We start from the raw sequence: 25,434 nt of genomic DNA, 5'->3' as shown, positions 1-25,434 counted from the left end.
TCACTGGCTCTTCAACAGCGTTTCGACGTTCTGGGTGCTCTTGGACACGGTCTTGCTGGCCAGGTCCTGCTGCAGCATGTACGTGGTCATCTGGTACTGCACCTGAAGCAGATCCTGCATCGACACCTGGCCATCGCTGCCCAACCCCTCGACCGCCTGCTGCAGCCGGGCCCCCTCCTCGCCGGAGGTGGTGCGCATCTGGTCCACCATGCCGAGGATGCGATCGCCCAGCGTGGGCGCGCCGGCCGCCGGTTGGGTGGTCGTGGTCTCCGCCCCCGGCACCGGCTCCACCACCGGCTGGGTGCCGTCCAGGGGGCGCGGTCCCTCGACCGGCCCCGCGGCCTCCACCGGCGCCGCCGGGTCGGTGGGCGCGGTCCCCGACGGGCCGGCCCCCTGACCGTTCGCCATCGCCGCCTGGAACGCGTCGACGTCGGACGCCTCCGGGGCGGGTGGCCCCTTGGCCACCGTCTGGTCCATCGCCTGCTCGGCAAGGGCCCTGATCTGTGCGGCATCGATCATGACGTTTCCTGTCCGGACCGGGGAAGGTGAAAGGGTGGCAGCGGGGCGCCGGTCATGCCGGCTTGAGCAGCCCCTCGGCCAGCGCCCTGGTGGTGTCGTCGGTGCCGTTGGCGGCGACATCCTCCAGAACGCCCGCGGCCTCGCCGTTGCGCCCGGCCATGCGCAACGCCATGCCGAGAAAGCACTTGGCGTGGTCGCTGTCGGGGTTCAGCTTGAGCGCCCGGTCGCGCAGGGTCACGGCCGCGCCCTCGGGGTCGCCCTGGCACATCTGAAGCACGGCGATGCCGATCGCCGGAACCTCGCTTTCCGGCTTGGTCGCAGCGAGCCCGTCGAAGATCGTGCGGGCCTGCGCCCCGAAGCCGCGGCCGGCCGCCATGAAGCCGATCTCCGCAAGTTGCCTGAGCTGGTCTTCTTCCAGAATGGTCTGCATCGCCGTTTCCATCTCCCGCCGGGCGCGCCCCGATCGACGCCTATGCCCGCAGAATGTTGAGGGTCGTCTGGTGGTTGGCCTGCTCCATGGCGGCCAGCTTCTCCTGAATATCACGAATGAAGTCGCGCATGGCACCGGCGATCTCATTCTCGTTGTCCCGGACGGCGCCGGCCTTGGTGGCATCCGCCTCGTACTCGGCCTTCTGGGCCTCGGCCTGGCCGGCAAGGTACTGGAACACGGCGGAACCCGCCTGGCCGCTGCCCTGCATCACCTGGCCATAGCCCTGCCACTTCAGGGACTGGCCGTCGAAGGTCTTGCCCACGGCCGTCGTGGGGCCGCCGGCCGCGCCGCTCTGCATGGACAGCGAACCGGCCCGCACGGTCGCGAGGCCGCCGCCGATGGTCATGGCCCCGCTGACCACCCCGGCGACGAGGTTGAACATGGCGGCGGTGCGGATCTGGTCGGCCGCCTCGTTGAGGGAGCTGATCTGCGCCTCCAGCGCGCTCTGCCGGGCCTCGCGCGCCGACAGGCGCTGCTGCTGGCCGATCGCGTGGAACAGCTCCATCATGGCGAAGATGTCGATGTCGGCGGTCGCGCCGGCCTGGCCGACCGCGGTGCGCGTGTCGCCATAGGAGAAGCCGCCCGCCGGCACCCGGGGGGCGCCGTCCGCCTCGGTGTCGACCGGGGTGTTCTGGACGATCAGCCCGAGCGCCGAGGCGGACAGCTGCGCCAGCCCCGGCAGGCCCATGGCGGCGCCGATCTGTGCCAACTCCTCGCGCGACGCGGGGTCGTCGATGGTGCCCTGCTGCAGCATCTCCCGTATGCGGGAAATGCCGGCGTTCTGGTCGATGGTCATCATGTCTGTGTCTCCTTGGCGCGTTGCGGCGACAGCGGTCCGACGGCGCTCAGACGGCGGGGCGCATCTTGGACATGATGCTCTCCACGGTGGAGGCATCGCCCTTGATCATGTCGATCACCGCCGACGCGTTGGCCTGCATCTGTTCGACGACGCGCTGGATGGTCTCCATCTCCTCCTCCTGCTGCGCCTGCAGCTTCTTGAGGAAGGCCATCAGCTCCGCGGAGTCGGCGCGCGCACCCTCGGCCTCGTAGCGCTGCACCGAGGTCGCGATCTGGCTGGCCCCCTGGGCGACCATGGCCGCACCCTGGGCGACCTGGGCGATGCCCTTGATGAAGCTGGCGACCTGGGCCAGCGTCGTGGCGGCCGTGGCGCCGCCGCTGGCCACCGCGGCGGCGATGTTGGCGGCGACGATGGCCACCATGATGGTCACCTGGGCGACGATGGCGCCGATCTTCTCGGCCTCCTTCTCGTCCATCCCGAAGGCCACGAGCATGCCGGCGAACGCCTTGCCCATCGCCTCGGTGATCTTGTCCATCACCCCGGTTTCCTGGGCGACCATCACCGCCACGTTGAGGATCGCCACCGCCAGCAGCGGCGCCGCCGCCCCGCCGGTGGCGATCGTCGCGGCGACGCCGACGATCAGCGACACCGCAGCGCCGATCCAACCGAAGATCTTTCCGAGCGTGCCGCTCTTCTTCGATTCCTTCATGTTGTCGACGATTTCCTGGAGCTTCTCCAGGTTTTCCTTGTTCTTCGTCTCCTGCTGCTTCTTCTTGAGTTCGACGCCTTCGCGGGCGGTGCCAAGCTGCAATTCGTCGACCTTGTTGCGAAGCTCCAGAAGCATCAGGCCGATCGCCCCGGCGTCCATCCGCGGCGCGTCCAGGACCGGGCGCCCGGAAACCGGCGGCTCCTCGACGCCGGCGGGCGGCGGCGGCGCGGCGCCGGCCGGGCCGGGTTGCAGCGGCTGGCCGTCGGTCTCCAGGGCCAGGCGGGCGAGGTCGGCGATGCTGGAGGGGCCGGAGCCCACGTTTCCGACGCCCATGTCACACCCCCGTCTTCAGCGCGGCCAGCAGCACCTCGGCGCGCCGGAAGGCGGCCGCGTGCTCGGGCTTGTCGCGGCCCAGCTCGACGGCGGCCTCCAGCGCCCGCACCGCCTGCTCCTTGTCGCCGGTGGCGATGTAGCAGTCGGCCGCGTGCAGCGGCGCCGTCGGGTCGGTGAGGTCCAGCAGCCCCATCATGGCGTAGGCCTGGGCGGCGCTGTCGTAGCGCTTCAGCATCTGCCGGGTCGCCGCCAGGCCTTTCCAGAAGCGCTTGTCGTAGTGATCGTAGACGCACAGGAACTCGTAGATCTTCAGCGCGTCGTCCAGCTTGTTCTGGTTGTAGAAGTTGTAGCCCATGGAGTAGATGGCCTCGAGGTGCTCCGGCGTCAGGCCGCGCAGCGACGCCAGCGTGCCGCCGGCCCCGATCTCCTCCAGCACATCCTTCACCGCCTCCTCGTACGCCGCGGTCGGCAGCGTCTCGGCCGTGGTACCGGTTCCGGTCGTCATCGTCGTCTCCTCCACGGCGCGTCAGCGCATGTTCCCGATCACCTTGTCCAGCGTCCCGCTGAACTTCTGGATCATGTTGGTCATCAGCTCGTAGGCCTGGTTGCGCTTGTTGGTGATGCTCTGCAACCGGATCATGTCGAGCTGCGAGGTGCTGTTCATGCTCTCGATCTTGCCCTTGAGGCTCTCGATCATCTGGTCCCACTCGGCCTGGTTGCCGCCGGACTTGTTGGTGATGCCGTACATCGACATGATCTGGGCGGCGGTGTACTGGCCGTCCTGGCCCGGCAGGGTGTATTTGGCCGAGCCGTCGACGTTCGCCTTGCCGTCCTGGTCGGCCGGCCGCCGGCCGCGCAGATCGGCCAACAGCTGGTTGAGGGTGCGCAACTCCTCGTTTCGCTGCTTCATCTCGTTGACCTGGTCGGCGAGCTGGGCGTCCAGGTTGTCGGCGCGCTCGATCTGCAGCATCATGATGGCGGTGCCGACATCGAAGGTCTTGCCGTCGATCTGCAGGTTGCCGCCCACCGCGGTGACGGAGCCGGTCGTGGTCATGGGTCTCTCCGTATAAGGGGATGCCGGGGGCGGTCAGACGCGCATCATGCCCATCTTGGGCTTCGACGCCGGCTTGGCCGGGGCGGCGGCGGCGGCGGCGGCCCGCACCTCCTGGTCGATCTCGTCGTTCAGGGCGGCCAGCTCGGCCAGGGCCTTGTCCCGCTCCTCGGCGGGGACCTCGTCGCTTTCCAGGTACTTGCGCCCGATCCCCCGGGGGATGCCGTGCTTGTCCATGATGCGGCGGCCTTCGGCCAGTTGGCGCTCGGCCTCGGCGATGGCCTCGTCCATCTTGGCGATCAGCTCCAGACTGGCCGTTTCGGTGTCGCTGGGGGTCCCGCTCATCCTGCTCTCCCTTTCCCGTCGGGCTGCGGCCGATCGCCCGACGCGATCGCGACCGCCACGCTCCTGTCACGGGAAATGAGTAACCGGACGGGTCCAAGAGTTCGCGCAAAGTCGTGCATGGCCGCGACGCGCGTCGGCACGGCCGCGAACGCTTGCCCCCCCGCGATGACCCGCCTACGGTTTGCCGCAGCCGCGTGACCTTGGTTCGGACCGGCGCCGCCGGTCGAGGAGTGCAGGATGACCGTAACCGGACCCGCCGGACCCGCCGCGCCGACCGCGCCCGCTGGGCCGACCGGCGCCGCCGCCCCGACCGGCGCGGCGGCCACCGCCGACGCCGGCACCTTTGCCGCGATGACCCAGGAACAATGGGCGGAGTTCACCGCGTCCTTCGGCGTCCAGGTGGTCGGACAGCTCAACAAGGTCTTCCAGGAGATGGCCCAGCGGATGAAGGAGTGAGCCCACCCCGGCGCGGCGGCCCGGTCACACGGGTTCGGGAAGAAGCGGCTTGCGACGGGGAAGGGGCGGCGGACGCGACGGCGCGGTCGGGTCCGACAGGGCGATGCAGCGCCGCGCCAGGGTCTCGCGCAGCTCGGCCAGCCGGCTGGCGGCGAAGTCGTCCGCCGCCGTGTCCTCGGGCGGGGCGAATTCGATCGCACAGACGGCGCGCCCCGGCTCGGCCATGGCGGTCGCGATGAAGCCGTCCAGCCGGGCGAGCGCCGCGCCGTCGCGGCCATCCAGCGCCGCCCCCAGGGCGATCCAGCGCGCCAGCAGAGGGCTGTCCGCCATGGCATCGGCGAAGCGGGCGTCCGCCAGCACCCCGGCGACCTCGCGCCCGCGGTCGCGGAACGCCGCCAGGCGGCGGCGCTGCTCGGCCAGGTATCCCTTCGGATCGGCCTGCGCCGCCGCTCCGAAGGCCGCCCGCAGCGGTGGGGAGCGGCCGTCCCAGCGCTCCAGCCCGACGCCCGCCCGGTAGGGGCCGACCGCCTCCAGCTCGCGGTCCAGGGTCTCCAGCCGGCGGTTCGCCCAGGTCAGCAGCACCCAGGCGGCGGAGTGCGCGGCGTCCTGGAGGCCGGCACGCTCCAGGGCGTCGACGGCACCCAGCAGGGCGACGGCGGGCACCTCGGCGTCGCCGGGCGGGGCCGCGGACAGGCGCCAGGCATCGGGAACCAGCGCCGCGAGGTGCGCCACCATCCCGGCGTCGGCCCGGTCCGCCAGCGCCTCCGCCCAGCCCTCGGGCAGGCGGTCGGCGAGCGCCATCAGGGCGGCGCGCTCCCGCCCCAGCCCGGCCATGCGGGCGACCACCGCGCCGTCCCAGGCGAGCCGCGCCATTTCCGCCGCGGCCGGCATCCGCAGCACCGCACGCGGCGGCACCGGATCGGTGAACAGGGCCATGCCGGCGGCAAGGCGGGTCGCGGCGGCGGTCCGCGCCAACGCGTCGAGCGGCGGGCGGGCGGCAGTGTCGAGACGCTGGAGACGCCGTTCCCCGGCCTCCAGCGCCGGCCGGCCGAGCAGCCGGAGCGACGCGGCGCGGCGGGTGTGGGCGCGCACCGCCTCGATCCGGGCGGCCATCGCCCGCACCCCGTCCACCGCCTCGTCCAGGGTGTCGGCGCGGCGTGCGAGGTCCTCGTACGGGTCCGGCGGCGCCAGCACGTCGGCGCCGCCGGGCGCGGCGATCCCCTGCAGCGCCGCCAGGACCAGGGCGTCGAACCGCTCCTGGGCCTGGGCCGCCCACCGCTCGACGGGCACGGGGTGGGCCGCCGCCGCCGCCGCGACCGCCGGGCGCACCCGCGGGTCCGCCCACACCGCCGCCTCGCCGCCCAGCGCCTCGGCGGCGAAGCGGCCGAAGCGGTTGCCGGCGTCGCGCTCTCCGGCGGCGAGGGCACGGAAGGCATCGAGGCGGCCCTCGAACGCGGCCAGCCCGTCGAGCCACGCCGCCAGGTCCACGACGTCCGCCCCACCGGCGGGCGGGCTGCGCAGCCCATCCCAGCGGCGCACCAGCTCGTCGTGCACCGCCGGAACGAGCCCGGCCAGCGCCGCCGCCGCGGCCGCCGCACGCTCCGCCCCGGCGTCGCCGAGCCAGGTCAGCGGCAGGAAGACGAAGCGGCTGGGCAGGGCCAGCGCCTCGGCCGCGGTCGCCACGGTGGCCGGGGCGGGCGAGGAGGCGTCGGCGAGCCGCACGCCCAGGTCATGCCAGCGCGCGGCGGCGGCGGCGGCGGCGGCGTGGTCGCCGCGCACGCCGTACGCGACGCCACCGGCCGCCGCCACCAGGGCGAGGGCGACCACCGCGGCGGCGGCGGTGCGGCGCACGCCCCCGGTCGCCACCGACAGGCTGTGGTCGGGCAGGATGCGCCGTGGCAACAGGTCGGCGCACAGGATGGGCCGGGCCGGCAGCCCGGCATCGGCGACCAGCGCCCCCGTGAAGGCGATGCCGCGCGGCAGGAACCGCCGCCGGCCCCGGGTCAGCCCGTCGACGAAGGCCGCCAGGGGGGCCCGCAGCGCCGCCATCTCGTCGGGAAGGTCGAGCCCCGGGTCGTCGGGTCCGCGCAGAGGGCCGGTGCGTTCCAGGGCGGCGCGGTCCAGCCCGGCCAGGACCGAGGCGATGGCGCGGTCGACGAAGCGCCCGGCGCCCGCGAAGGCGGTGTCGCCGGGCAGGGTCCAGCCCAGGATCTCGTCGTGGCGGCGCACCGGCTGGGCCGCCCAGAACGGGGCGAAGCCGGGCAGCAGGTCGCATTTCGTGACGATCAGGTGCACCGGCAGACGGCGGTGCAGCACCCGGCACAGGGCGTCGATCCGGTCGTGAAGGCGCTGGCCGTCGCGCAGCAGCTCGGGGATGCTGCGGGCGCGCGCGCCGTCCAGGTCGGCCAGCGACAGGGTGATGACCACGCCGCCCCACGCCGGGCGCGGCCGCACGGCGCGGACGGCGCGCACGAACCGCCGCCATCCTCCCCGCTCCTCCGGGCTGCCGGGCTCGGCGAGGATGACGCCGGCGTCGGGAACCAGGGCCACGGCGCGTTCGAGGGACCGAATCTCGATCGGCGGCCGGGGCGAGTCCGAGCCGGCATCGCCGCCCTCCCCGGCAGCGAACCCACACGCCTCGAGCAGGCACCGCCGCCCGCTGCCGCTGCGGCCAATGAACAGGAACCATGGAAGGGTCTCCCGCCACAGCTCCCCCGGCAGCGTGGCCAGCGCCCCGCCGCCCGGCTCGCTCGGCACCAGGGCGGCGGGCGGTGTGGCGGCGGGCGCCGGCGCGGGTGGCGGGGCGACCGGAACGGGCGGCGCGGCACCGCGCGGCGATGCGCCCCAGGCGAACGGGCGGAGCGGCAACCGCACCCTACCCTCCGGCCAGCAGCCAGGCGCCGCCGGCCAGCCCGGCGGCGGCGAGCGCGGCGGCGACGCGGGCCACCCACCGCCAGGGACTCAGGCGACGCGCATAGGGCAGCCGGTGCACGTCGGCGTAGGCGGCCGGGCACAGGGGCGCCAGCGGGTCGTTGCGGTCGGCACCGGCCAGCCGCTCCACCAGGCGCCGCCGCTCCTCCTCCAGGCGCGGCGCGCGCAGGAGATCGATGGCCACGAGGTACAGACGGCCATGCTCGCGCGCCAGCCCGGGGCCGACGAGCAGGCGGTCGACCCGGTCCGCCAGCGCGTCCTGGACGCGGTGGCGCGCCGCCTCGGTGTCGCCCCCCGAGACGTTGGCGAAGGTGCGGGCGAGCCACGCCACGTGTTCGTCGCCTTGTCCGTCGTCGACGGCCATGGCGGCGTTCGGACGCAACGCCGCCCGGAACGAGCCGACCAGCCGGTGCGCGGGCACCGGCTGGTCACGCGCGACCGGCAGCAAGCGGCTCACATCTTCTGGACGACGCCGCGCAGCGCGTCACCGAGGTTCTTGATCAGCGCGCTGTGCGTGCTCACCAGATTGCTCCACACCGTGGACTGCCGCTGCAGCTCGATCATCTGCGCGACGTTCTGCGGGTCCATGGATTCCGTCGTCTCCTGGAGCTTCTGCTCGGCGTCGACCGCCTTCTGTCCCATGGTCTGGCTGATCGACTCGAAGTTCAGCCCGGTTCCGGACACACTGCTCATGGCGCTCTCCCGTTGATGGGGGTTGGAAAAAAAAGGGTCAGGCCTGGCGAAGGTCCGTCCAGACCTTCGGAACGACCTCGCAGGCGGCGTCCAGCGCCGCCTTCATGGCGGTTGCCGCGGCGTACTCGGCCGGCGCCAGCCCCTGGTCGATCCGCCGCCTGGCGGTGGTGGCGGCGGCGGAGAGGTCGCCGACGATGCGGTCGCGCAACGCGCCTTCGCCATCGGCTTCGAGGCTGTGTTCGAGGTCCAGCAGCTTCATGGATCACGGGTCCTTGCGGTTGAGGGGATACTCGATGCGACGTCCGTCGTCCGACAGCACCAGGGCATCGGACCGGATCTCCAGAATGCGCAGGCCGTTGGGGAGGTCCTCCCCTTCGACGTAGCCGCGCCCGCCCTCCAGGATGAGGAAGGGCCGCGGTCCAAGCACGACGCTGCGCAGCGGCAGGTCGAGCGCCTCGTTGACGGTCAGGGCGGTGCGCACGGGAACGCGGTCCCGGGCCGACGCGGCGACGCCGGCGGCCAGCGCCGCCACCCGTTCGGCCTCCGCCGGCGACACCTCGCCGGACAGCGTCAGCCCCTTGGCGTCGCCGGCCACGGCGACCTCGGACAGGCCGGCATCGCGCAGCCGGTCGCGCGCCTCGCCGATCAGCTCCGACACGACCACCGTCCGCACCTCGATGCCGCTCAGCCCCGACAGCTCGCGCCGGATCTCCGCCACAGCGTCGGTCAGCGCGCGCCGCGAGTCCGCCACCCCGTCGATGCGCACCGCGCCGTCCATCGCCACCTCCACCGGCAGGTCCAACCCGTGCCCGGCCAGCGCCGAGCGCACCGACACCGCGAGCTGGTCGACCGCCACCACCTTCAGACTGACCGGCAGCGTGCGCATCCGTTCCGCAAGCGCGGCGCGGCGCTGCGCCGTGTCGATCCAGCCCTCCACCTGCAGCCTGCCGTCGCCGTCCTCGGCGATGCGCACCTGCAGCCCCGCGCCGCTCTCCCGCAGGGCGGCCTCGACCAGCGTCCGCGGCTCCGGCGCCGGCGGTTCCGGCGCGCCACGGCGCGCCAGATGCGTCACCCCGAAGACCGCGGCGACCAGCAGGGCCACCCCCGCCACCAGCACCGCGGGACGGAGCCGGCGGGTCGGCGGTTTGCCGTCCCCCCCGCCCGTCGCCATGCCCCTCGCCGCGCCCGCCGCCACCGCGCCCGCCGCCACCGCTCCCGATGGCGCGGCATCCGACAGGGGCAAGCCCGCCGCGCGCTGCCCCGTGGCCGGGGCCTCCGGGGACACGTCTTGCCCCGGCTCCGGGTCCGGCGTGGCAGCGGTGGACGGCGGTGTCTGCGGCACCGGGTCCGGCCACGCGCTGCCCGGCTTCCCGGCGCAGAGCTGGATCGGCCCCAGTGACACCACGTCCAGCAGCGGCAGGGCGGCCACCCCCGACAGCGCCCGGCCGCCCAGGCGGACCGCTCCGTCGAGCGGCTCGATGCGCAACCCGCCGCCTTCGACAAGGACGCGGGCGTGCCGGCCGGCCACGCCGTCGTCGAACAGCAGCACGTCGCACGCCTCGCCGGACCCGACGAGGATCGTCCCCGGCGCCAACCGGGCCTCGGCGCCGCGGTGGGCGCCGCTCAGCACCTTCAGCACCAGCTCAACCGTGTCCATCCACCCTCTCGCCTCGCCGCGGCGCCCCCTTCCGCTTTCCTTAGTGACAGTCTCCGCCGTTTCGTTCCAACGGAACCATCGGGCCAGCGGAACCATCGGGCCCCTATCGCCACTAAGCCTTACGGACGGCAATGTCGAGAGGCACGACGGTGACGGTGGACGAACTTGTGGGACAGATGCTGGCGTCGCGTGGCACGACCGCCGGACGCGACGCCGGCGGCGCGACCTTGCTTCTGGTCGACGGGCACGTCGTGCGGTGCGCCGCCCGCGCCGCGGACGGCCTGGAGCTGAGCGCCTCGGTCGGTCTGCTGCCCGCCGAGGACGCCGTCCGCGAGGCGCGGCTGGCGCGGCTCGCCCGCCTCAACCTGGCGCGCCAGGTCGAGGCACGGGAATCCCTCTGCCTCGGCCTTGACGGGCGGGAGGTCGTGCTGTACCGCTGGCAGGACGGTGTGTCCACGTTGCGAGCCTGGGAGTTCGAATCCATTTTGGAATCGTTTGGCGACGCCGTGGCCTTCTGGGCCCGCTCGATGCGCGAAGACGCCACCCCCGCCGGGCCCGCGCCGTCGTCGCCCTTCCCCCCCTTCGACATCCGGACGCGATGATGCCGTCAGGACGTTGGATTGCTGGTGTCGCCGCGGTTCTCTTCACGCTCGGGATGACGCTGGGTGGCGCAACAACGGCCACGGCGGCGTCGCCGCCCTGGCCGGCCACCTCCTACTCCTACTACGCGAACAACGAACCGCTGCCCGACGTCCTGCGCAATTTCGGGCGCAGCGTCGGGGTCCCGGTGGAGGTCAGTCCGGACATCCCGGGCACCGTCAGCGGCGGCCTGTTCGCCCCCACGCCGACCGACTTCCTCGACCGGCTGGCCGCGGCCCACAACCTCGTCTGGTACTTCGACGGCACGACCCTCTACATCAACACCGCCGCGGAGCAGGAGCGCCGCACCATCCGGGTGCCGGACGGCGACCCCACGGCGTTGCGCGCCAGGCTCGAGGCGCGCGGCCTGTACGAGCCGCGGTTCGGCTGGACCGCGTCGCCCGACGGCCGCTCGCTGTCCCTGTACGGGCCGCCGCGCTACGTCCAGCAGGTCGCCGCCGCCGCCGCGGTGCGCCCGCCACCGGCGCCGCGCGTGATCGAGGCCGACGTGCGCGTCTTCCCGCTGCAGCACGCCTGGGCCCAGGACCGCACCTTCTACTACCGCGACAAGCAGGTGGTTGTGGCCGGCGTGGTGACGCTGCTGCGCAACCTCCTGGACGGCTCCGCCGGCAGCCCGGTGACCGTCACGGCGCTTCCCGCGACGGTGCCCGGGCTGAGCGGCAGCGGCCGGCCCGCCCCCGTCGATGCCGCGCCGGCCGTCGCGGTGCCCGCCAGCCCCTACCCGCCCGGCGCGTACGGTGATCCCGGTGCGTACGGCGACCCCTTCGCGCCGGCCCCGCCGGTTCCCCCGGCGCCGGAGATCAAGGCGTCGATCCAGGGCGACGCCCGGCTGAACGCCGTGGTGGTCCGCGACCGCGCCGACCGCATGGGGATGTACGAGCGCCTGATCGCCAACCTCGACGTCCCGGTCGCGCTGGTCGAGATCGAGGCGGTGATCATCGACGTCAGCACCACCCGCAGCTCCGAGCTGGGCGTCTCCTGGGTCGGCACGCTGGGCAACGTCTCCGCCGGGTTCGGCAATCTGGAGAGCGTCAACCCCGACAGCAGCAACATCGCCGTCGGCGTCGGCAGCAACCTCAACTTCTCGACGCTGCTGGCCAGCGGTGTCGACCGCTTCCTGGCCCGGGTCAACGCCCTGGAGGCCGACGGCGACGCCGAGGTGCAGTCGCGGCCGTCGGTGCTGACGCTGGACAACCTGGAGGCCCAGCTCGACCTCAACCAGACCTTCTACGTGCGGGTGGCGGGGCGCGACGCCGTCGACCTGTTCCCGGTGTCGGTGGGAACCCTGCTGCGGGTCACCCCCCACGTCATCACCGGCATCGACGGCCGCCGCAGCATCCAGCTCGTGCTGGGGATCGAGGACGGCTCGCTGCTCGACCGCGAGGTCGACGACATCCCCGTCGTCCAGCGCAGCACCATCAACACCCAGGCCGTGGTCGGCGAGAACGAGAGCCTGCTGGTCGGCGGCTATTATCACCGCACCCGGTCCAACGGGCGCGAAGCCGTGCCGGTGCTGGGCGACCTTCCCCTGGTCGGCCTGCTGTTCAGCCAGCGCTCGCGCGCCGACAACAATTCCGAGCGCATGTTCCTGATCATGCCGCGCATCGTCCAGCTGGGCGGCACCCAGGCCGGCGCGGTGCCGCCCGCCGGCCCGCGGGCGCTGGTGCCGATGCCGCCGACCGTCCGGCCGCCGCCGCTGCCGCCGCGCCGCCCCTGACGGGACCGCGTCCCCCCGCCGCCTCAGGCGGCGGGGGCGAGGATCTCCGTGCGCCAGCGCTCCACTTCGTTCAGCACCCCTTCCACCACCCGCGCCAGGCCGTCGACGTCGCACCGGGCGAGATCGACCCGGCGGTGCACGACGACCGCCTCGGTCCGCGCGTCGACCGACAGGGTGGCGCCGCTGGTGGCGCCGCCGAAGAGGTTGGCGGCGAGCAGGCGGCGCAGGAAGGGCAGCCGGCGTTCGTCCTCCGGCACCGGCCCGACGGCGCTCATCACGTCCATCAATCCCGGCAGGGAGTCGTCGACCATGAACAGAACCTGGGTCATGTCGTCGACCGGCAGCAGAGCCACGCCCTGTCCGTCGAACGGCAGGGGCGCCACCCCGAGCCGGGTGGCGAGATCGTCCAGCAGCGTCTTGGCGGACTCGGGAACGGTGGTCATCGCTGGGCGCTCCTCAGCCACGGATCATCAGGAACGGGTCGGGGCCGGCCGGCAGGCCGCCCGGTCCGCCGGGGGTGTCCGGCTCGCCGCGGGTCAGGGCGCGCAACCCGTCGCGGCAACGGTCGCGCGCGTCGAGCAGGGCGCGCACGCCGGCCGTCAGGCGCTCGGCATCGGTGTCGGCGATCGGAAACGCCGTGTGCAGCACGACGTCGCCGAGGTTGGCGTCCAGCGCCAGAACGGGCTGGTCGGCCACCGCCCGCGGCGCGTTGCCGGCCAGCAGGCTGAGCAGGATCGCCTCCTCGTCGCCCGCCGGCAGCGGCCCCAGGGTGGTGTGGACGTAGAGGGTGTCGCCCCGGGGCTGGAACTCCAGCTCCACCTCGCCATCGAAGGTCAGGCGGCCGGTGCCGTGCGCGTCCTCCGGAAAGGGCGGCACACCGTTGCGTTCGGCGAAGGCGGCGTAGAGGCCCGCCAGATCGTGGGGAGCGGTCATCGCGCGTGGGCTCCGTTAGCTCTTGAAGAAGTCGGACAGGCCGATGAACTGGAAGTCGTTCTTCGCCAGCCCGATCTGGCTGTACAGGGCGTCGACGCCCTTCAGTTTGGAACCGGGACCGCCGGTGTTCAACGCCTGGATCTCGCGGCTGCCGCTGGATTCGACGAACGCCAGCAGGCGGCGCTGCTGTTCCGGCGTGCGCTCCTGGTCGGTGCGCGGCACCCGGCTCTCCAGGACCATGGTGGCCACCAGCTCCTTGGCCTCCACGTCCAGCTCGCTGGTGCGGTCCTTGCCGCTCTTGCAGTTCCACGCCAGCTCGGCGCCGGACCGGTTGACCAGCACGGCGAGGCGGCTGACCATCTTGTAGGGCTCGTTGCCCTCGGTGGCGTAGGACCCGTCGAGCCACATGCCGGCCACCTGCTGGGCCAGGCCGACGGTCTCCTCGCGGCGGCGCTGCAGGGGCTCGATCTGCGCTTGCAGGTCGGCGATCACGCCCTCCACGTCCGGGCGCATCTCCTCCGCCACGGTATCCCGTTCGGCGACGGCGATGTCGCGCTGGGTGGACAGGGCGGCGATCCGGCTGTCGAGGTCGTCGACGACGGCGCCGATGCGTCCGCCGATGCGGCCGCTCTCCAGCACCGCGTTGCTGCCGATGAGCTTGGCCATGGACGCGGTGTTGAGCTCCGGGTTGGCGGTGCCCCAGCCACCCAGCACCCCGCTCAACGAGCCGACGCCGCCGGCGTTGACGCCGAAGTTGAACATGGTGGCGTCGACCGTGACCCAGGCCTGGAAGGCGGCGCCGTCCTCGTCGCGCAGCGTCACCTCCATCGCGCCGGCCTCGTTGAGCGCCTGCCAGGCCGCCGCCTGCTCGCGCATCATCCGCTTCTCGTTGGCGTGGCCGACGTTGGTTTCGCTGTTGCCCAGGCCGCGGAACGCGTCGGGGGTGAGCAGCGACAGCGACACCAGGTCCACCTGCACCGGGTTCTCGGCGGAGCTGGTCTTGGCCGCGGCCATCTTGCCGGCGTCGCCGGTGACCATGGCGGTGACCGTTTCCATGGCGCGGTTGCGGTTGGCCTCGGCCCGCTCGCCCGGGTCGCCGATCCCATAGGCGCAGTGGACGCCGTGGCGGTAGCCCTTGAACAGGACCGTCCCGTCCTCGCCCCGCAGCTCCGAGCGCCAGAGGTTGACGGTGTGGTTGGCCTCGGTGCTGTCGTGGCAGCAGACGCCGCGGCCGCCATAGGCGTCGAAGACACCGCCCATCTCGGCCGCCGGTGTCTGGGTGCTTTGAAACTCCACGACGCGCCCCTGGTGGACCACGTTGACGGTGCGGTCGACGGTGCTCCAGGTCTGGTCGTTGAGGGCGTGGAGATAGTGGCCCTGGAGCGACTTGTTGATGGCGCCGACCCCCGCGTCCTCCCCCATGGCCTTGAAGGTGGCGGACAGGAATTCGGTCAGCATGCCCCGCTCGTTGAGGTGCTTGGAGCTCTCCGGCGGCATCCGGTCGAACTGCACGCCGTCACGGCAGAGCTGGCGCACCACCGCCTGGGCAGTGCCGAAGAAGGACGCGATGGCCCGGGCCTTGGATCCCGACAGGGACGTGCCCATCAGCTCCTTGACCTCGTCCTTGGCCAGCGGCGTGGTGTCCTGCCAGTCCTCGCCGAGGAAGGCGTCGCGCCGGTCGACCAGATCGGCCCGCAGGTCGCGCAGTTGCTCGATCTTGCCGCCCAGCCCCAGCAACGGCGCCTGCAGCCCGGTCGGCTGCGGCTCGGTGCGCAGCCGGTCCTCCATGCCGGCGATGCGTTCGTCGACCAGGCGGATGGCCGCGTTCACCTCCATGGCCTTGGCCTGGCCGATGGTCGCCCGCGTCGCCGGGTGCTCCGCGGCGGTGGTCTCGAGGTATTCGGCACGGGCGATGAGCTGCTTGGCCTGCAGGTCGAGCAGGCCGACCATCTCGCCGGTGGTGGCCTGCGCCTGGCCGGTCAACGCCCCGGCCTGGTGGTCCAGCCGCTCCATGGTGCCGCGCATCAGGGTGGCCATGCTGCGCAGCGCCGTCGTGTACTCCGCCATGGCGCCGCGGCCCTGGGGTTCCTCGCCGATCAGCCGCTGGGCGTCGACCACATCGTCCAGAGCGTTCTCGCACTCCCGCCGCAGCATGCCGGTGGTGTGCGCCGCCACGTCCCGGGCCAGCATGCCGGCCGCCGAGGTCTCCGGGTTGGCGCGCGCCAGGGCGGCCGTCCGGACCTCGTCGGTCGGCGTGAACTGGGTGGTCTGCGGGCGCACCCCGGTCAGGCGGTCGGCGAGGCTGCGCAGCAGCGACGGCGGCGAGGTGTCGACGGTGCGGTGGGTGTTCGCCCGCCCGGTGAGCACGGTGTCGCGCCCGAAATCATGGCGTGACTGCGGTGCATCCAGCGTCACCCCACCACCGAACCCCCGCACGGCGTGGCCGATGCCGTCTCCGATCCCCATGCCCATCGCGTTCTCCCGCTCTCGCCGACCGCCGGCAGCCGTGCCGGCCCTCTCTGCGACGTTGGTAACGCGACGGGCCGATCGGTTCCCGGTATCGTCGGCCCGGTCGTGCCGAGCGGCTCCAGCGGGTGCGCCCGCCGGCCCGCGGCCAACGGCGCGCCGGAGCGGGTCAGGGGGCGGCGCATTCCCAATAGCCGCGGTACCCGACGGTGAGTTCGTCGCCGATGGCGAACACCATGGTCGCCTCGCGCATCGCCAACCCTTCATCAAGCGGAGCCGGCTCCCCCGACGCCAGGGTCACGCCGATCCGGACCGGTCCCGCTTCCATGGCCAGTCCGCCCGACGGGGTTTCCACCGGCCCGGCCGCTGCGACCTGGGTGGCGGCGGGACCCAGCGGGAGCAACGATCCGTTGAGCTTGACGACGCCGCGGGTGGCGTCGCCGTCCGCGCCCACCCCCGCCGCCAGCACAGGCTCGCCCGCGCTGGTGTAATGAAACGCGCAGCGCGGGCCGGCGCCGACCGCCGTGTCGATCTCCGCGCCGTTCAGGGTCACCGGGTCCAGCGTGGGAATGTGCGCGCCCCTCAACACGACGTCCGCGTCGGCGATCGCTGCGGCGTCGGCGGGCCGTATGGCGGACACGGCGTCATCGCGCGCCCCGGAGTCTCCACACCCGGCCAGGGGCAGCAGGCCCGCCACCAGCACCAGCAGGGTTTTCCGCAATGTCGCCGGTCGCATGCCCATCAATCCCGTGCCTCCAGGTCGGCGGCCAGGAACCGCATCTCCGCGATTTCGCGTTCCTGGGCCTCGATGATCTCGTCGGCCAGCTTGCGCACGCGGGGGTCGCTGATCTGGGCCCGCTCGCTGGTGAGAATGGCGATGGAATGGTGCGGGATCATCGCCTTCATGTAGGCCACGTCGTCCACGGTCGCCTGGCTGCGCACCAGCCACAGGGCCAGGGCGAACAGCGCGGCCGAGCCGCCGAAGATCGCCAGGTTCACCGCCCGCTTCCTGTACATGCCGAGCATGAACGACAGCATGATCACCGCCATGGTCGATCCCATCACCAGGGCCATCCACGCCCGGGTCTCGCTCCAGAACACCTGCTCCCAGGCGTAGGTGTTCAGGTACATCAATCCGTACATCACGACCGTGGAGGTCACGATCATGGCGGCGAACCGCCAGTAGGACATCCCCATGGGCTTCATCCTCCGCTGTCAGTGGGCCGCGGGACCGCCGTCCGACGGCCCGGGCGGCGCCGCGCCGGCGTCGCGGAACCGGCCGGGCGTCAGGCCCGGCAGCGTCATCACAAACGCGGCGATTCCCCAGATCGGCGAATCGTCATGGATCGCCGCGAACGCGGGCATCCCCGTCATCTTGATGCCGTGCCTGACGATCCGGAACGCCTCCGCGGGTTGCAGATGCACCCCCTCGACGCGGAGCGGTGGCCCTGCGCGGCGAGCGTTCAGGAAAATCCAACACCGGTCGGTGGCCGTGGTTCCACGCGGCGGCCGGCCCTCCAGGAGGCCGCGCCTGGGGCAGCACCCGGACCATGAAAAAAGCCCCGAGGCGGCGACGCCTCGGGGCTTTAACACCCGGCCCGGGAAATGGTCGGAGCGACAGGATTTGAACCTGCGACCCCCAGACCCCCAGTCTGATGCGCTACCAAGCTGCGCTACGCTCCGTCAGCCCGGAACCGGTGTGGGCGGCATATATAGCCAGGGCGACGGCGCGGCGCAACCCCTGCGTTGCGCTCACCCGCCGTTTCCGTCAGCGGCACCGAGAAGGGCGCGCAGCGCCTTGAGCTCCGCCACCACCGCCTCGATCGCCTCGCGGGCGGCGTCGGACAGCCCGCCGGCGTCGGTCTCCTCGGCCTCGCCGGGAACCGCCGCGTCGGCGGCGGCGTCGTCCACCTCGTCCGGCGGCGGCGGCGGCGCCAGCCCGGCGGCGGGCAGCACGCCGCGGTGCTCGCGCAGCAGCCGCTGCACGCCCTTGATGGTGTAGCCCTCGCGGTAGAGCAGGCCCTGGATGCGGCGCAGCAGCTCCACGTCCTCGGGCCGGTAATAGCGTCGCCCACCGCCGCGCTTGAGCGGGCGGATCTGCGGGAACCGGGTCTCCCAGAAACGCAGGACGTGCTGCGGGACCTCCAGGTCCTCCGACACTTCGCTGATGGTGCGGAAGGCCGTCGCCGACTTCGCGGGTGCGTGGGGTCTCATGAACTGGCCGACTCCGCGCCCCGGATCAGGACGCCGCCTTCACGGCACCGGCTTCCTGCTCCGCCAGCCCCTGGTTGATGCGGTCCTTCAGGACATGGCTGGCCCGGAACACCAGGACCCGGCGCGGCAGAATCGGCACCTCCTCCCCGGTCTTGGGGTTGCGGCCGACCCGCTGCCCTTTCTGGCGGACCTGGAAGCTGCCGAAGGACGAGATCTTGACCATCTCGCCGCGGGCCAGCGCGTCGGCCACCTCGTTCAGCACATGCTCCACCAGATCGGCCGATTCGTTGCGCGACAGGCCGACCTCGTGATAGACGGCCTCGCTCAACTGGGCGCGCGTGACGGTGTGCTCGGACATCGCTCAGCCCTCTTCCCGCGAAGTTCGGGAAACGGTAGAGCGACGGCGGAACCCCGTCAATTCAAAAGCTTGGCTCAAGCCACCCGGTGCGCTCCGGGGTCTTTGCCGCCCCTACCAGCGCACCAGCGCGGCACCCCAGGTGAGGCCGCCGCCGATCGCCTCCATGAGGATGAGGTCGCCGCGCTTGACGCGGCCGTCGGCCACCGCCTCGGACAGGGCCAGCGGGATCGACGCCGCCGACGTGTTGCCGTGACGGTCGACGGTCAGCACCACCTTCTCCGGCGGCAGCTTCAGCTTGCGGGCGATCCCGTCGATGATGCGGCGGTTGGCCTGGTGCGGCACCAGCCAATCCACCGCCGACGCCTCCAGCCCGTTGGCGAGCAGGGCCTCCTCCACCACCTCCGACAGCTTGGTCACGGCGTGGCGGAACACCTCCTGCCCCTCCATGCGCACGCAGCCGGCGGTTCCCGTCGACGACGGCCCGCCGTCGACGTAGAGCAGGTCGTAGTAGCGCCCGTCGGAATGCAGGTGGGTGGACAGAACCCCGCGGTCGGCGGCGGTGCCCGCGCCCTCTCCCGCCTCCAGCACCACGGCGCCGGCGCCGTCGCCGAACAGGACGCAGGTGGTGCGGTCCTTCCAGTCGACGATGCGCGAGAAGGTCTCCGCGCCGATCACCAGGGCGCGGGTCGCCTGGCCGGTGCGCAGGAAGGTGTCGGCCACCGACAGGGCGTAGATGAACCCGGCGCACACCGCCTGGACGTCCAGCGCGAAGCCGCGGGTCATGCCGAGCCCCGCCTGGACCTTGGTCGCGGTCGACGGGAAGGTGTTGTCGGGGGTGGTGGTGGCCAGCACCACGCAGTCGATGTCGCCGGCGTCCAGCCCGGCCTGCTCCAGAGCGGCGCGGGCGGCGGCGATCGCCAGGTCGGAGGTCAGTTCCCCGTCCGCGGCGATGTGGCGCGAGCGGATGCCGGTGCGCTGGACGATCCACTCGTCCGAGGTGTCGACGCGGCGGGTGAGTTCTTGGTTGCTGACCGCGTTGGCCGGCAGGTAGGACCCGCAGCCGACGATCCGGGAACGCTTCAACATGGGTGTCAGACCGCCGCCGCCTTGGTGTCGGGAAGGGACGGCGCGTTGGCGAGACGCTGCATCTCTTCCATGATCTTGTCGTTGAACCGGTTGGCCGCGAGGTTCAGGGCCACACCGACAGCGTTGGCGAAGCCCACCGCGTCGGTGCCGCCGTGGCTCTTGACGCACACCCCGCGCAGGCCGAGGAACATCGCCCCGTTGTAGCGTCGCGGGTCGGTGCGGTGCTTCAGCTTCTTGAAGGCCGAGCGCGCCAGCAGATAGCCCAGCCGCGCGGTCAGCGAGGCCTGGAACGTGCGGCGCAGGAACTCGGTGTAGAGCTTGGCGGTGCCTTCCGCGGTCTTCAGCGCGACGTTGCCGGTGAAGCCGTCGGTGACGATCACGTCGGTGGTGCCCGCGGCGATGTCCGTGCCCTCGACGAAGCCGTGGAAGCGGCCGGGCAGCGGCATCGCGCGCAGGCGCAGCGCGGCACCCCGCACCGTCTCGTTGCCCTTCACGTCCTCCGACCCGATGTTGAGCACGCCGACGCTCGGCTCCGCCAGCCCCAGGACGGTGCGGGCGAAGACCGACCCCATCAGGGCGAACTGCACCAGGTTGTCGGCCGAGCACTCGGTGTTCGCGCCGAGGTCGAGCATCACGCTCTCGCCGACCTGGGTCGGGAAGAAGGACGCGATCGCCGGCCGGTCGATCCCGGGCAGCGTCTTCAGCACGAACTTGGCCATCGCCATCAGCGCCCCGGTGTTGCCCGCCGAGACGACGCAGGCCGCACGCCCCTGGGCCACCGCGTCGATGGCGAGCCGCATGCTCGACTGCCGCCCCGCGCGCAGCGCCACGGACGGCTTGGCGTCGGCCGCGACGGCGTCCGTGGTGTGCACCACCTCGGATGCCGCCCTGAGCGTCGGCAGCTTGTCGAGCAGCGGCACGATGCGCGCCTCGTCGCCGAACAGCAGGTACTGCACGTCGGGGTGACGTTCGCGGGCGATCTCCGCTCCGGCAACGACCATGTCGGGGGCGTGGTCGCCACCCATGGCGTCGAGGGCGATGGTCAGGCGCTGGCTCACCTCGGACGGACTCCCTGCTGCCAACGAAGGGGCTGCCACCGACGGGGCTGCCACCAAAAGGCGCACCGGCGGTCCCGCGGCGTGACGCCACCCTGGTGCCAGGACAGCGGCGCCGGGCCGCCCTGCCGCCCGGACAGCGGCATCAAGCCGCGGTGGTCTTCACCACTTCGCGCTGGTCGTAGTGACCGCACGACCCGCAGACGTGGTGGGGGCGCTTCAGCTCACCGCAGTTCGGGCACTCGGCGTGGCTGTTGGTCGACAGGGCGTGGTGCGAGCGCCGCATGTTGCGCCGGGACTTGGAGGTCTTCTTCTTGGGAACGGCCATGACGGTATACTCTCATATCATTGGAAAAGGCGGCCCGAAAAGGGGCCGCCTGACGCGAGCCGCATTCAATACGGCAAACCCGCGCCAAGGGCAAGCACGTTCCGCCCGCTCACCGGGGGGCTTTCCAGCGCTCCAGAACGGCGAAGGGATTGGGCCGCGCCGCCGCGCCGTCCTCCTCTCGGCCCTCCTCGGGGGCCACCTCGTCCGCGGCCTCGAGCGGCGCCAGGCCGGGGGCGCGCGGGTACGGGTCGAGCGCCAGGGAGAGGTGCTGCGCCGTCAGTTCGCCGATGTCGATGCGACCCCGCTCCATGGGCTCCGGGACGTCCTCGTCCAGCGACGCCGCGTCGAACTCGACGTCGATCTCGTCACCGGCCTCCGGGACCAGCGTCTCCGGCGCGAACAGCGCCTCGAAGTCCTCGGTGACGGTGGCGCGCACCGGCTCCAGAGACACGACGCAGGTCTGCACCACGTCGGCGCTCAGCGCCCCGGTCACCCGCACCATCTCCGCCCCGGCACGGCGCAGCCTCACCGTCGCCTCCAGCCGCTCAACGGCCTCCAGTTCGAAGCGCCGCGCCAGGGCGTCGCGTTCGGACGGGCTGGCCGTGATCCGTTCCACCACGTCGCCCCGCCCGACGCGCTCGGACTGGACGACACGCGAGAACTCGGCCGCCTTCGTGCCACGGGCCGTGCCGTGCGTACCCTGCTCCATCTCCCAACCCCGTGCTTGCGTGGTCCCCGTGGCCGCGTCGCGATCGCCCGCGACTCAACCACACATCCCCGGCGAAGAAAAGCCGCCGCGCGGCACCGTCCCCTGGCCTGGTGCAACAGGACGCCGCCGCGCCGGTTCGCCGCCTAGCCCGAATGCTCCACCCGCCGCGGCGCGGCGAAGCGGATGTCGCCGCGCAGCAGCGCGTCGAGCGGCTGCGCCGCCAGCGCCGCCACCTGGTCGCGGATGTAGCCCGCCAGCGCCGCCAGGGCCTCGGCGTCGGTGTCGTGCACCGTGCCGTAGAGGTTGTTGTCCAGGGCGACCTCCAGGGCGCGCGGGTCATCCGCCGCGAGCGCCCGGTCGTAGGCGGCGATGCGCCCGGTGACGGCGCGGATCATCATGGTCACGCGGCGGCCGATGCCGCTGTCGCCCACCCCCATCTCCCGCAGGCCGCGGTCGAAGTCGATCATCATGATGTCGTAGAGCTGGCGCGCCCGGGCGTTGGCCGCGGCCCCGTTCCCCTTCAGGCGGTGCATGGCCAGAAAGACGTGCAGCGCCACCAGGTCGAACCGGCCGTCGATGGTGTCGGGCACGGCGAAGTCGCGGTAGAACGCCTCCTGCCGGGCCTGGGCGACGAGGGCGGCGTACAGGCCGGTGGTGGCGTCGATGTCGCGGCGGCGGCGGAACAGGCGGTCGAACACGGGACGGGGACTCTTCCGGTCAGCGGGTCAGGTCAGCGGGTCAGGCGGGCGGGCGCCCCGGGGGGCCCGAAGGGACGGCCGCCCAGTGGCCGCCCTGTGGTAAACCGACTCGAGCGCGCACCCGCCGTTGACAGTGACGAGCGCGCGGTGCGATGGTCCCCTCATTTGGGCCGAAGGGGGTATGCCGTCAAGCGTCGCCCGCGCCCCAGCCCAGGGAAAACGAGCTGATCACCATGACGAAACCGATCCACGCGCTGGTCGCGCTGAGCCTTGCCGGTCTCGCCGCCACCGCTTGCGCGCCGACCGTCGCCACCCGCGGCAACATGGCCGACGCCGAGCAGATCGCCGCCATCAAGGCCGGCGAGAGCCGCCGCGAGGATGTGGCGGCGCTGCTGGGCACGCCGACCCAGGTCGGCACCTTCGACCACGACGTCTGGTACTACATCGGCCAGCGCACCGAGAAGACCGCCTTCTTCGACGCCGATGTGGTGGAGCGCAAGGTGGTGATCGTCGCCTTCGATCCCGCCGGCGTGGTCAAGGAGATCCAGCAGCTCGACGCCGCGGCCGGCCAGGAGATCGAGATCGTCGACCGCACCACGCCGACCCACGGCCGCGAGATGACGTTCCTGGAGCAGATGCTGGGCAACTTCGGCCGCTTCGGCGCCAAGGAATCCGGCAAGGGACCGGGCGGGCTCTGACCCGGCGCCGCCGGCACCCGGGAGCGTCACCGGACGCGAGCGTCACTGGAGATGGGGAGAGGCCGGGCCAGCGCCCGGCCTCGTCCGTTGAGGCCCGGCGTCAGCTCAGCTTGGCGATGATCGCCAGCAGCAGCAGCGCCACGATGTTGGTGATCTTGATCATCGGGTTCACCGCCGGGCCGGCGGTGTCCTTGTAGGGGTCGCCCACGGTGTCGCCGGTGACCGCCGCCTTGTGGGCGTCGGACCCCTTGCCGCCGTGGTGCCCCTCCTCGATGTACTTCTTGGCGTTGTCCCAGGCGCCGCCGCCCGACGTCATGGAAATCGCGACGAACACCCCGGTCACGATGGTTCCCAGCAGCATGGCGCCGAGCGCGGAGAAGGCGTCGGCCTGGCTGGCCACCGCGTTGATGACGAGGTAGAGCGCCACCGGCGCCAGCACCGGCAGCAGGGACGGCACGATCATCTCCTTGATCGCCGCCTTGGTGAGCATGTCCACGGCCCGGCCGTAGTCGGGCTTGGCGGTGCCTTCCATGATGCCGGGGATCTCGCGGAACTGGCGGCGCACCTCGACCACCACCGCTCCCGCCGCGCGCCCCACCGCCGTCATGCCCATCGCCCCGAACAGGTAGGGCAGCAGGCCGCCGAACAGCAGGCCGATCACCACGAACGGGCTGTCGAGTTGGAAGGACACCTCGACATTCGGGAAGTAGTGCTTGAGATCCTGGACATAGGCGGCGAACAGCACCAGCGCCGCCAGCCCGGCGGAGCCGATGGCGTAGCCCTTGGTCACCGCCTTGGTGGTGTTGCCGACGGCGTCGAGGGCGTCGGTGGTGACGCGGACCTCCTTGGGCATCTCGGACATCTCGGCGATGCCGCCGGCGTTGTCGGTGACCGGCCCATAGGCGTCGAGAGCCACCACCATGCCGGCCAGGGCCAGCATCGTCGTGGCGGCGATGCCGATGCCGAAGACGTGGGCCTGGCCATAGGCGACGATGATGCCGGTGCAGATCACCAGCACCGGCAGCGCCGTCGCCTCCATGGACACCGCCAGACCCTGGATGACGTTGGTGCCGTGCCCCGTCTCCGAGGCGCGGGCGACACTGCGCACCGGGCGGTAGGCGGTGGAGGTGTAGTATTCCGTGATCCACACCAGCAGCCCGGTCACCGCCAGCCCGACCAGCGAGCAGACGAACAGGTTGGTGCCGGTGATGCTGACCGTCCCCGCACCGCTCATCATCGGGATCGGCGCGCTGAATCCGAACATCAGCAGGGTGACCACGAAGATCAGCGCGCAGGAGATCACCGCCGACCCGAAGAAGCCCTTGTAGAGGGCGGCCATGATGTTGTTGCTGGGCCCCAGCTTGACGAAGAAGACGCCGATCACCGAGGCGATGATGCACGCGGCGCAGATCACCAGGGGATAGAGGAGCAGGGTGCGGACGACGTCACCGGCAAAAAAAATCGCCGCCAGCAGCATGGTGGCGACGATGGTGACGGCGTAGGTCTCGAAGAGGTCGGCGGCCATGCCGGCACAGTCGCCGACATTGTCGCCGACATTGTCGGCGATGACCGCGGGGTTGCGCGGGTCGTCCTCGGGAATGCCCGCCTCCACCTTGCCGACGAGGTCGGCGCCGACGTCGGCGCCCTTGGTGAAGATGCCGCCGCCCAGGCGGGCGAAGATCGAGATCAGCGACGCCCCGAAGCTCAGGGCCACCAGGGCCTCCAGCACGTGGCGCAGGTCGGCCGGGTTGGCGAGGTCGTAGAGCGCGGACAGCGCCGCGAAATAGCCGCCGACGCCGAGAAGCCCCAGCCCGACCACCAGCATGCCGGTGATGGCGCCCGACTTGAAGGCGATGTCCAGGGCCTTGGCCAGCCCCTCGGTCGCCGCCTGGGCGGTGCGCACGTTGGCGCGAACCGACACGTTCATGCCGATGTAGCCGGCCACGCCGGACAGCACGGCACCGATGAAGAAGCCGATCGCCACGGTGACGCCGAGGATGGCGCCGAGGATGACGAGGATGACCACGCCGGCAATGGCGATGGTCGTGTATTGGCGGTTCAGGTACGCCCGGGCGCCTTCCTGCACCGCGCCGGCGATGGCCTGCATGCGCTCCGAGCCGGCAGGAGCCGCCATGACCTCCTTGCCCGCGTACGCACCATACGCCAGCGCCAGAACGCCGCAGGCGATCACAAATATGAACGCAATTAGCATACGATCCCCCGACAAATATTGTTCCGGTCTGAATGTCCATCGCCGCCGCGCAAGACGAGGCGGTGATCAGGCCGGGTTTTTCGCCAAAGAGCATGCTACGCCGGACAGCCCTTTGCAACAGCGGCAAGGCCGGCGCTCACGCGGCGAAATGGCCGGGGAAGGCCGGCGGCGGCCCGGAGCAGCGCCGCGCAAATATCCTGTTCGCCATAGGCCATTGCCGATGGCCCGTTCTTCTGGGCATCATTCTGACAACGGAAAGACCGGCCGGCGCCGGTCGTTTGCGGCGCAGCGAAAAGCCGGGGTGGCAACCCGGCGGA

Annotated in this window: 30 protein-coding genes and 1 tRNA gene; 4 read left to right on the top strand and 27 right to left on the bottom strand. The window is 72.0% G+C overall.

Going from position 1 to position 25,434, the window contains the following annotated elements:
* Genes AC6H2I_RS06015 through AC6H2I_RS05985 form a run of 7 tightly spaced genes read right to left on the bottom strand, consistent with a single transcriptional unit; the run spans window position 1 to window position 4,246 of the window.
* Window positions 1-519: an EscF/YscF/HrpA family type III secretion system needle major subunit gene (locus AC6H2I_RS06015; RefSeq protein WP_497499676.1), complete on the bottom strand. Its 519-nt coding sequence runs from the start codon at window positions 517-519 to the stop codon at window positions 1-3.
* A gap of 52 nt (window positions 520-571) precedes the next feature.
* Window positions 572-949, bottom strand: coding sequence for a tetratricopeptide repeat protein (locus AC6H2I_RS06010; protein ID WP_497499675.1), 378 nt, complete (start codon window positions 947-949; stop codon window positions 572-574).
* Window positions 950-989: 40 nt separating this feature from the next.
* Window positions 990-1,808, bottom strand: a complete 819-nt coding sequence (sctB, locus tag AC6H2I_RS06005; RefSeq protein ID WP_497499674.1) for a type III secretion system translocon subunit SctB — start codon at window positions 1,806-1,808, stop codon at window positions 990-992.
* Window positions 1,809-1,854: 46 nt separating this feature from the next.
* Window positions 1,855-2,850, bottom strand: coding sequence for a type III secretion system translocon subunit SseC family protein (gene sctE / locus AC6H2I_RS06000; protein ID WP_497499673.1), 996 nt, complete (start codon window positions 2,848-2,850; stop codon window positions 1,855-1,857).
* Between the two features lies 1 nt (window position 2,851).
* Complete coding sequence (locus tag AC6H2I_RS05995; RefSeq protein ID WP_497499672.1) at window positions 2,852-3,355, bottom strand: SycD/LcrH family type III secretion system chaperone; 504 nt, start codon at window positions 3,353-3,355, stop codon at window positions 2,852-2,854.
* A 21-nt stretch (window positions 3,356-3,376) separates the two neighbouring features.
* Window positions 3,377-3,904 (bottom strand): hypothetical protein, encoded by a 528-nt coding sequence (locus AC6H2I_RS05990; RefSeq protein WP_497499671.1) that lies wholly within the window; start codon window positions 3,902-3,904, stop codon window positions 3,377-3,379.
* A 33-nt stretch (window positions 3,905-3,937) separates the two neighbouring features.
* On the bottom strand, window positions 3,938-4,246 hold the full coding sequence (locus tag AC6H2I_RS05985) for a hypothetical protein (RefSeq protein ID WP_497499670.1): 309 nt from the start codon (window positions 4,244-4,246) through the stop codon (window positions 3,938-3,940).
* A 237-nt stretch (window positions 4,247-4,483) separates the two neighbouring features.
* On the opposite strand from AC6H2I_RS05985, the gene AC6H2I_RS05980 reads away from it, so the two are divergent.
* Window positions 4,484-4,702, top strand: coding sequence for a hypothetical protein (locus AC6H2I_RS05980; RefSeq protein ID WP_497499669.1), 219 nt, complete (start codon window positions 4,484-4,486; stop codon window positions 4,700-4,702).
* A 24-nt stretch (window positions 4,703-4,726) separates the two neighbouring features.
* Here AC6H2I_RS05980 and AC6H2I_RS05975 read toward each other — a convergent pair whose 3' ends face one another.
* Genes AC6H2I_RS05975 through sctD form a run of 5 tightly spaced genes read right to left on the bottom strand, consistent with a single transcriptional unit; the run spans window position 4,727 to window position 9,983 of the window.
* Window positions 4,727-7,576 (bottom strand): type VI secretion protein IcmF/TssM N-terminal domain-containing protein, encoded by a 2,850-nt coding sequence (locus AC6H2I_RS05975; protein WP_497499668.1) that lies wholly within the window; start codon window positions 7,574-7,576, stop codon window positions 4,727-4,729.
* Window position 7,577: 1 nt separating this feature from the next.
* Window positions 7,578-8,081 carry a hypothetical protein gene (locus AC6H2I_RS05970; RefSeq protein WP_497499667.1) on the bottom strand — a complete coding sequence of 168 codons (504 nt, stop codon included), beginning with the start codon at window positions 8,079-8,081 and terminating at the stop codon, window positions 7,578-7,580.
* Window positions 8,082-8,086: 5 nt separating this feature from the next.
* The gene (locus tag AC6H2I_RS05965) at window positions 8,087-8,326 is read right to left on the bottom strand and encodes an EscF/YscF/HrpA family type III secretion system needle major subunit (RefSeq protein WP_497499666.1); all 240 of its coding nucleotides are present in this window, start codon (window positions 8,324-8,326) and stop codon (window positions 8,087-8,089) included.
* A gap of 37 nt (window positions 8,327-8,363) precedes the next feature.
* Window positions 8,364-8,585, bottom strand: a complete 222-nt coding sequence (locus tag AC6H2I_RS05960) for an EscE/YscE/SsaE family type III secretion system needle protein co-chaperone (protein WP_497499665.1) — start codon at window positions 8,583-8,585, stop codon at window positions 8,364-8,366.
* Window positions 8,586-8,588: 3 nt separating this feature from the next.
* Complete coding sequence (gene sctD / locus AC6H2I_RS05955; protein ID WP_497499664.1) at window positions 8,589-9,983, bottom strand: type III secretion system inner membrane ring subunit SctD; 1,395 nt, start codon at window positions 9,981-9,983, stop codon at window positions 8,589-8,591.
* Between the two features lie 131 nt (window positions 9,984-10,114).
* Between sctD and AC6H2I_RS05950 the strand changes: the two genes are divergently transcribed.
* Window positions 10,115-10,585 carry a type III secretion system chaperone family protein gene (locus tag AC6H2I_RS05950; RefSeq protein ID WP_497499663.1) on the top strand — a complete coding sequence of 157 codons (471 nt, stop codon included), beginning with the start codon at window positions 10,115-10,117 and terminating at the stop codon, window positions 10,583-10,585.
* The gene (sctC, locus tag AC6H2I_RS05945; protein ID WP_497499662.1) at window positions 10,585-12,360 is read left to right on the top strand and encodes a type III secretion system outer membrane ring subunit SctC; all 1,776 of its coding nucleotides are present in this window, start codon (window positions 10,585-10,587) and stop codon (window positions 12,358-12,360) included. Before AC6H2I_RS05950 ends, sctC begins: the two co-directional genes overlap by 1 nt.
* 23 nt (window positions 12,361-12,383) lie before the next feature.
* Here sctC and AC6H2I_RS05940 read toward each other — a convergent pair whose 3' ends face one another.
* The 14 genes from AC6H2I_RS05940 to AC6H2I_RS05875 form a co-directional block, all read right to left on the bottom strand.
* A complete protein-coding gene (locus AC6H2I_RS05940) occupies window positions 12,384-12,803 on the bottom strand; it encodes a type III secretion system chaperone (protein WP_497499661.1) in 420 nt (139 codons plus the stop codon).
* Window positions 12,804-12,816: 13 nt separating this feature from the next.
* Window positions 12,817-13,293, bottom strand: coding sequence for a type III secretion system chaperone (locus AC6H2I_RS05935; RefSeq protein ID WP_497499660.1), 477 nt, complete (start codon window positions 13,291-13,293; stop codon window positions 12,817-12,819).
* Between the two features lie 15 nt (window positions 13,294-13,308).
* On the bottom strand, window positions 13,309-15,765 hold the full coding sequence (locus tag AC6H2I_RS05930; RefSeq protein WP_497499659.1) for an inositol phosphate phosphatase SopB: 2,457 nt from the start codon (window positions 15,763-15,765) through the stop codon (window positions 13,309-13,311).
* A 163-nt stretch (window positions 15,766-15,928) separates the two neighbouring features.
* Window positions 15,929-16,495 carry a DUF6692 family protein gene (locus AC6H2I_RS05925; RefSeq protein WP_497499658.1) on the bottom strand — a complete coding sequence of 189 codons (567 nt, stop codon included), beginning with the start codon at window positions 16,493-16,495 and terminating at the stop codon, window positions 15,929-15,931.
* 5 nt (window positions 16,496-16,500) lie between these two features.
* Window positions 16,501-16,956, bottom strand: coding sequence for a DUF305 domain-containing protein (locus tag AC6H2I_RS05920; protein ID WP_497499657.1), 456 nt, complete (start codon window positions 16,954-16,956; stop codon window positions 16,501-16,503).
* An 18-nt stretch (window positions 16,957-16,974) separates the two neighbouring features.
* A complete protein-coding gene (locus tag AC6H2I_RS05915) occupies window positions 16,975-17,352 on the bottom strand; it encodes a c-type cytochrome (RefSeq protein WP_497499656.1) in 378 nt (125 codons plus the stop codon).
* 13 nt (window positions 17,353-17,365) lie between these two features.
* Window positions 17,366-17,442 (bottom strand) — tRNA-Pro (locus AC6H2I_RS05910).
* 69 nt (window positions 17,443-17,511) lie between these two features.
* On the bottom strand, window positions 17,512-17,973 hold the full coding sequence (locus AC6H2I_RS05905) for a MerR family transcriptional regulator (RefSeq protein WP_497499655.1): 462 nt from the start codon (window positions 17,971-17,973) through the stop codon (window positions 17,512-17,514).
* 25 nt (window positions 17,974-17,998) lie between these two features.
* A complete protein-coding gene (locus tag AC6H2I_RS05900; RefSeq protein WP_497499654.1) occupies window positions 17,999-18,331 on the bottom strand; it encodes an integration host factor subunit alpha in 333 nt (110 codons plus the stop codon).
* Window positions 18,332-18,442: 111 nt separating this feature from the next.
* Window positions 18,443-19,417 (bottom strand): beta-ketoacyl-ACP synthase III, encoded by a 975-nt coding sequence (locus AC6H2I_RS05895; RefSeq protein ID WP_497499653.1) that lies wholly within the window; start codon window positions 19,415-19,417, stop codon window positions 18,443-18,445.
* A gap of 5 nt (window positions 19,418-19,422) precedes the next feature.
* On the bottom strand, window positions 19,423-20,475 hold the full coding sequence (gene plsX, locus AC6H2I_RS05890) for a phosphate acyltransferase PlsX (RefSeq protein WP_497499652.1): 1,053 nt from the start codon (window positions 20,473-20,475) through the stop codon (window positions 19,423-19,425).
* 142 nt (window positions 20,476-20,617) lie between these two features.
* Complete coding sequence (rpmF, locus tag AC6H2I_RS05885; protein WP_497499651.1) at window positions 20,618-20,800, bottom strand: 50S ribosomal protein L32; 183 nt, start codon at window positions 20,798-20,800, stop codon at window positions 20,618-20,620.
* A gap of 109 nt (window positions 20,801-20,909) precedes the next feature.
* Window positions 20,910-21,509: a YceD family protein gene (locus AC6H2I_RS05880; protein ID WP_497499650.1), complete on the bottom strand. Its 600-nt coding sequence runs from the start codon at window positions 21,507-21,509 to the stop codon at window positions 20,910-20,912.
* Between the two features lie 143 nt (window positions 21,510-21,652).
* Entirely contained in the window at window positions 21,653-22,207 is a 555-nt protein-coding gene (locus tag AC6H2I_RS05875; RefSeq protein WP_497499649.1) for a ubiquinol-cytochrome C chaperone family protein, read from the bottom strand.
* A 233-nt stretch (window positions 22,208-22,440) separates the two neighbouring features.
* On the opposite strand from AC6H2I_RS05875, the gene AC6H2I_RS05870 reads away from it, so the two are divergent.
* Complete coding sequence (locus AC6H2I_RS05870) at window positions 22,441-22,905, top strand: outer membrane protein assembly factor BamE (RefSeq protein WP_497499648.1); 465 nt, start codon at window positions 22,441-22,443, stop codon at window positions 22,903-22,905.
* Window positions 22,906-23,005: 100 nt separating this feature from the next.
* Here the strand turns inward: AC6H2I_RS05870 and AC6H2I_RS05865 are convergent, their stop codons facing one another.
* Window positions 23,006-25,117 carry a sodium-translocating pyrophosphatase gene (locus AC6H2I_RS05865; protein ID WP_497499647.1) on the bottom strand — a complete coding sequence of 704 codons (2,112 nt, stop codon included), beginning with the start codon at window positions 25,115-25,117 and terminating at the stop codon, window positions 23,006-23,008.
* Window positions 25,118-25,434: the final 317 nt, after the last annotated feature.

Source organism: Azospirillum sp. NS33, from assembly GCF_059703765.1.
This window is presented reverse-complemented; position numbering and strand designations above follow the sequence as displayed.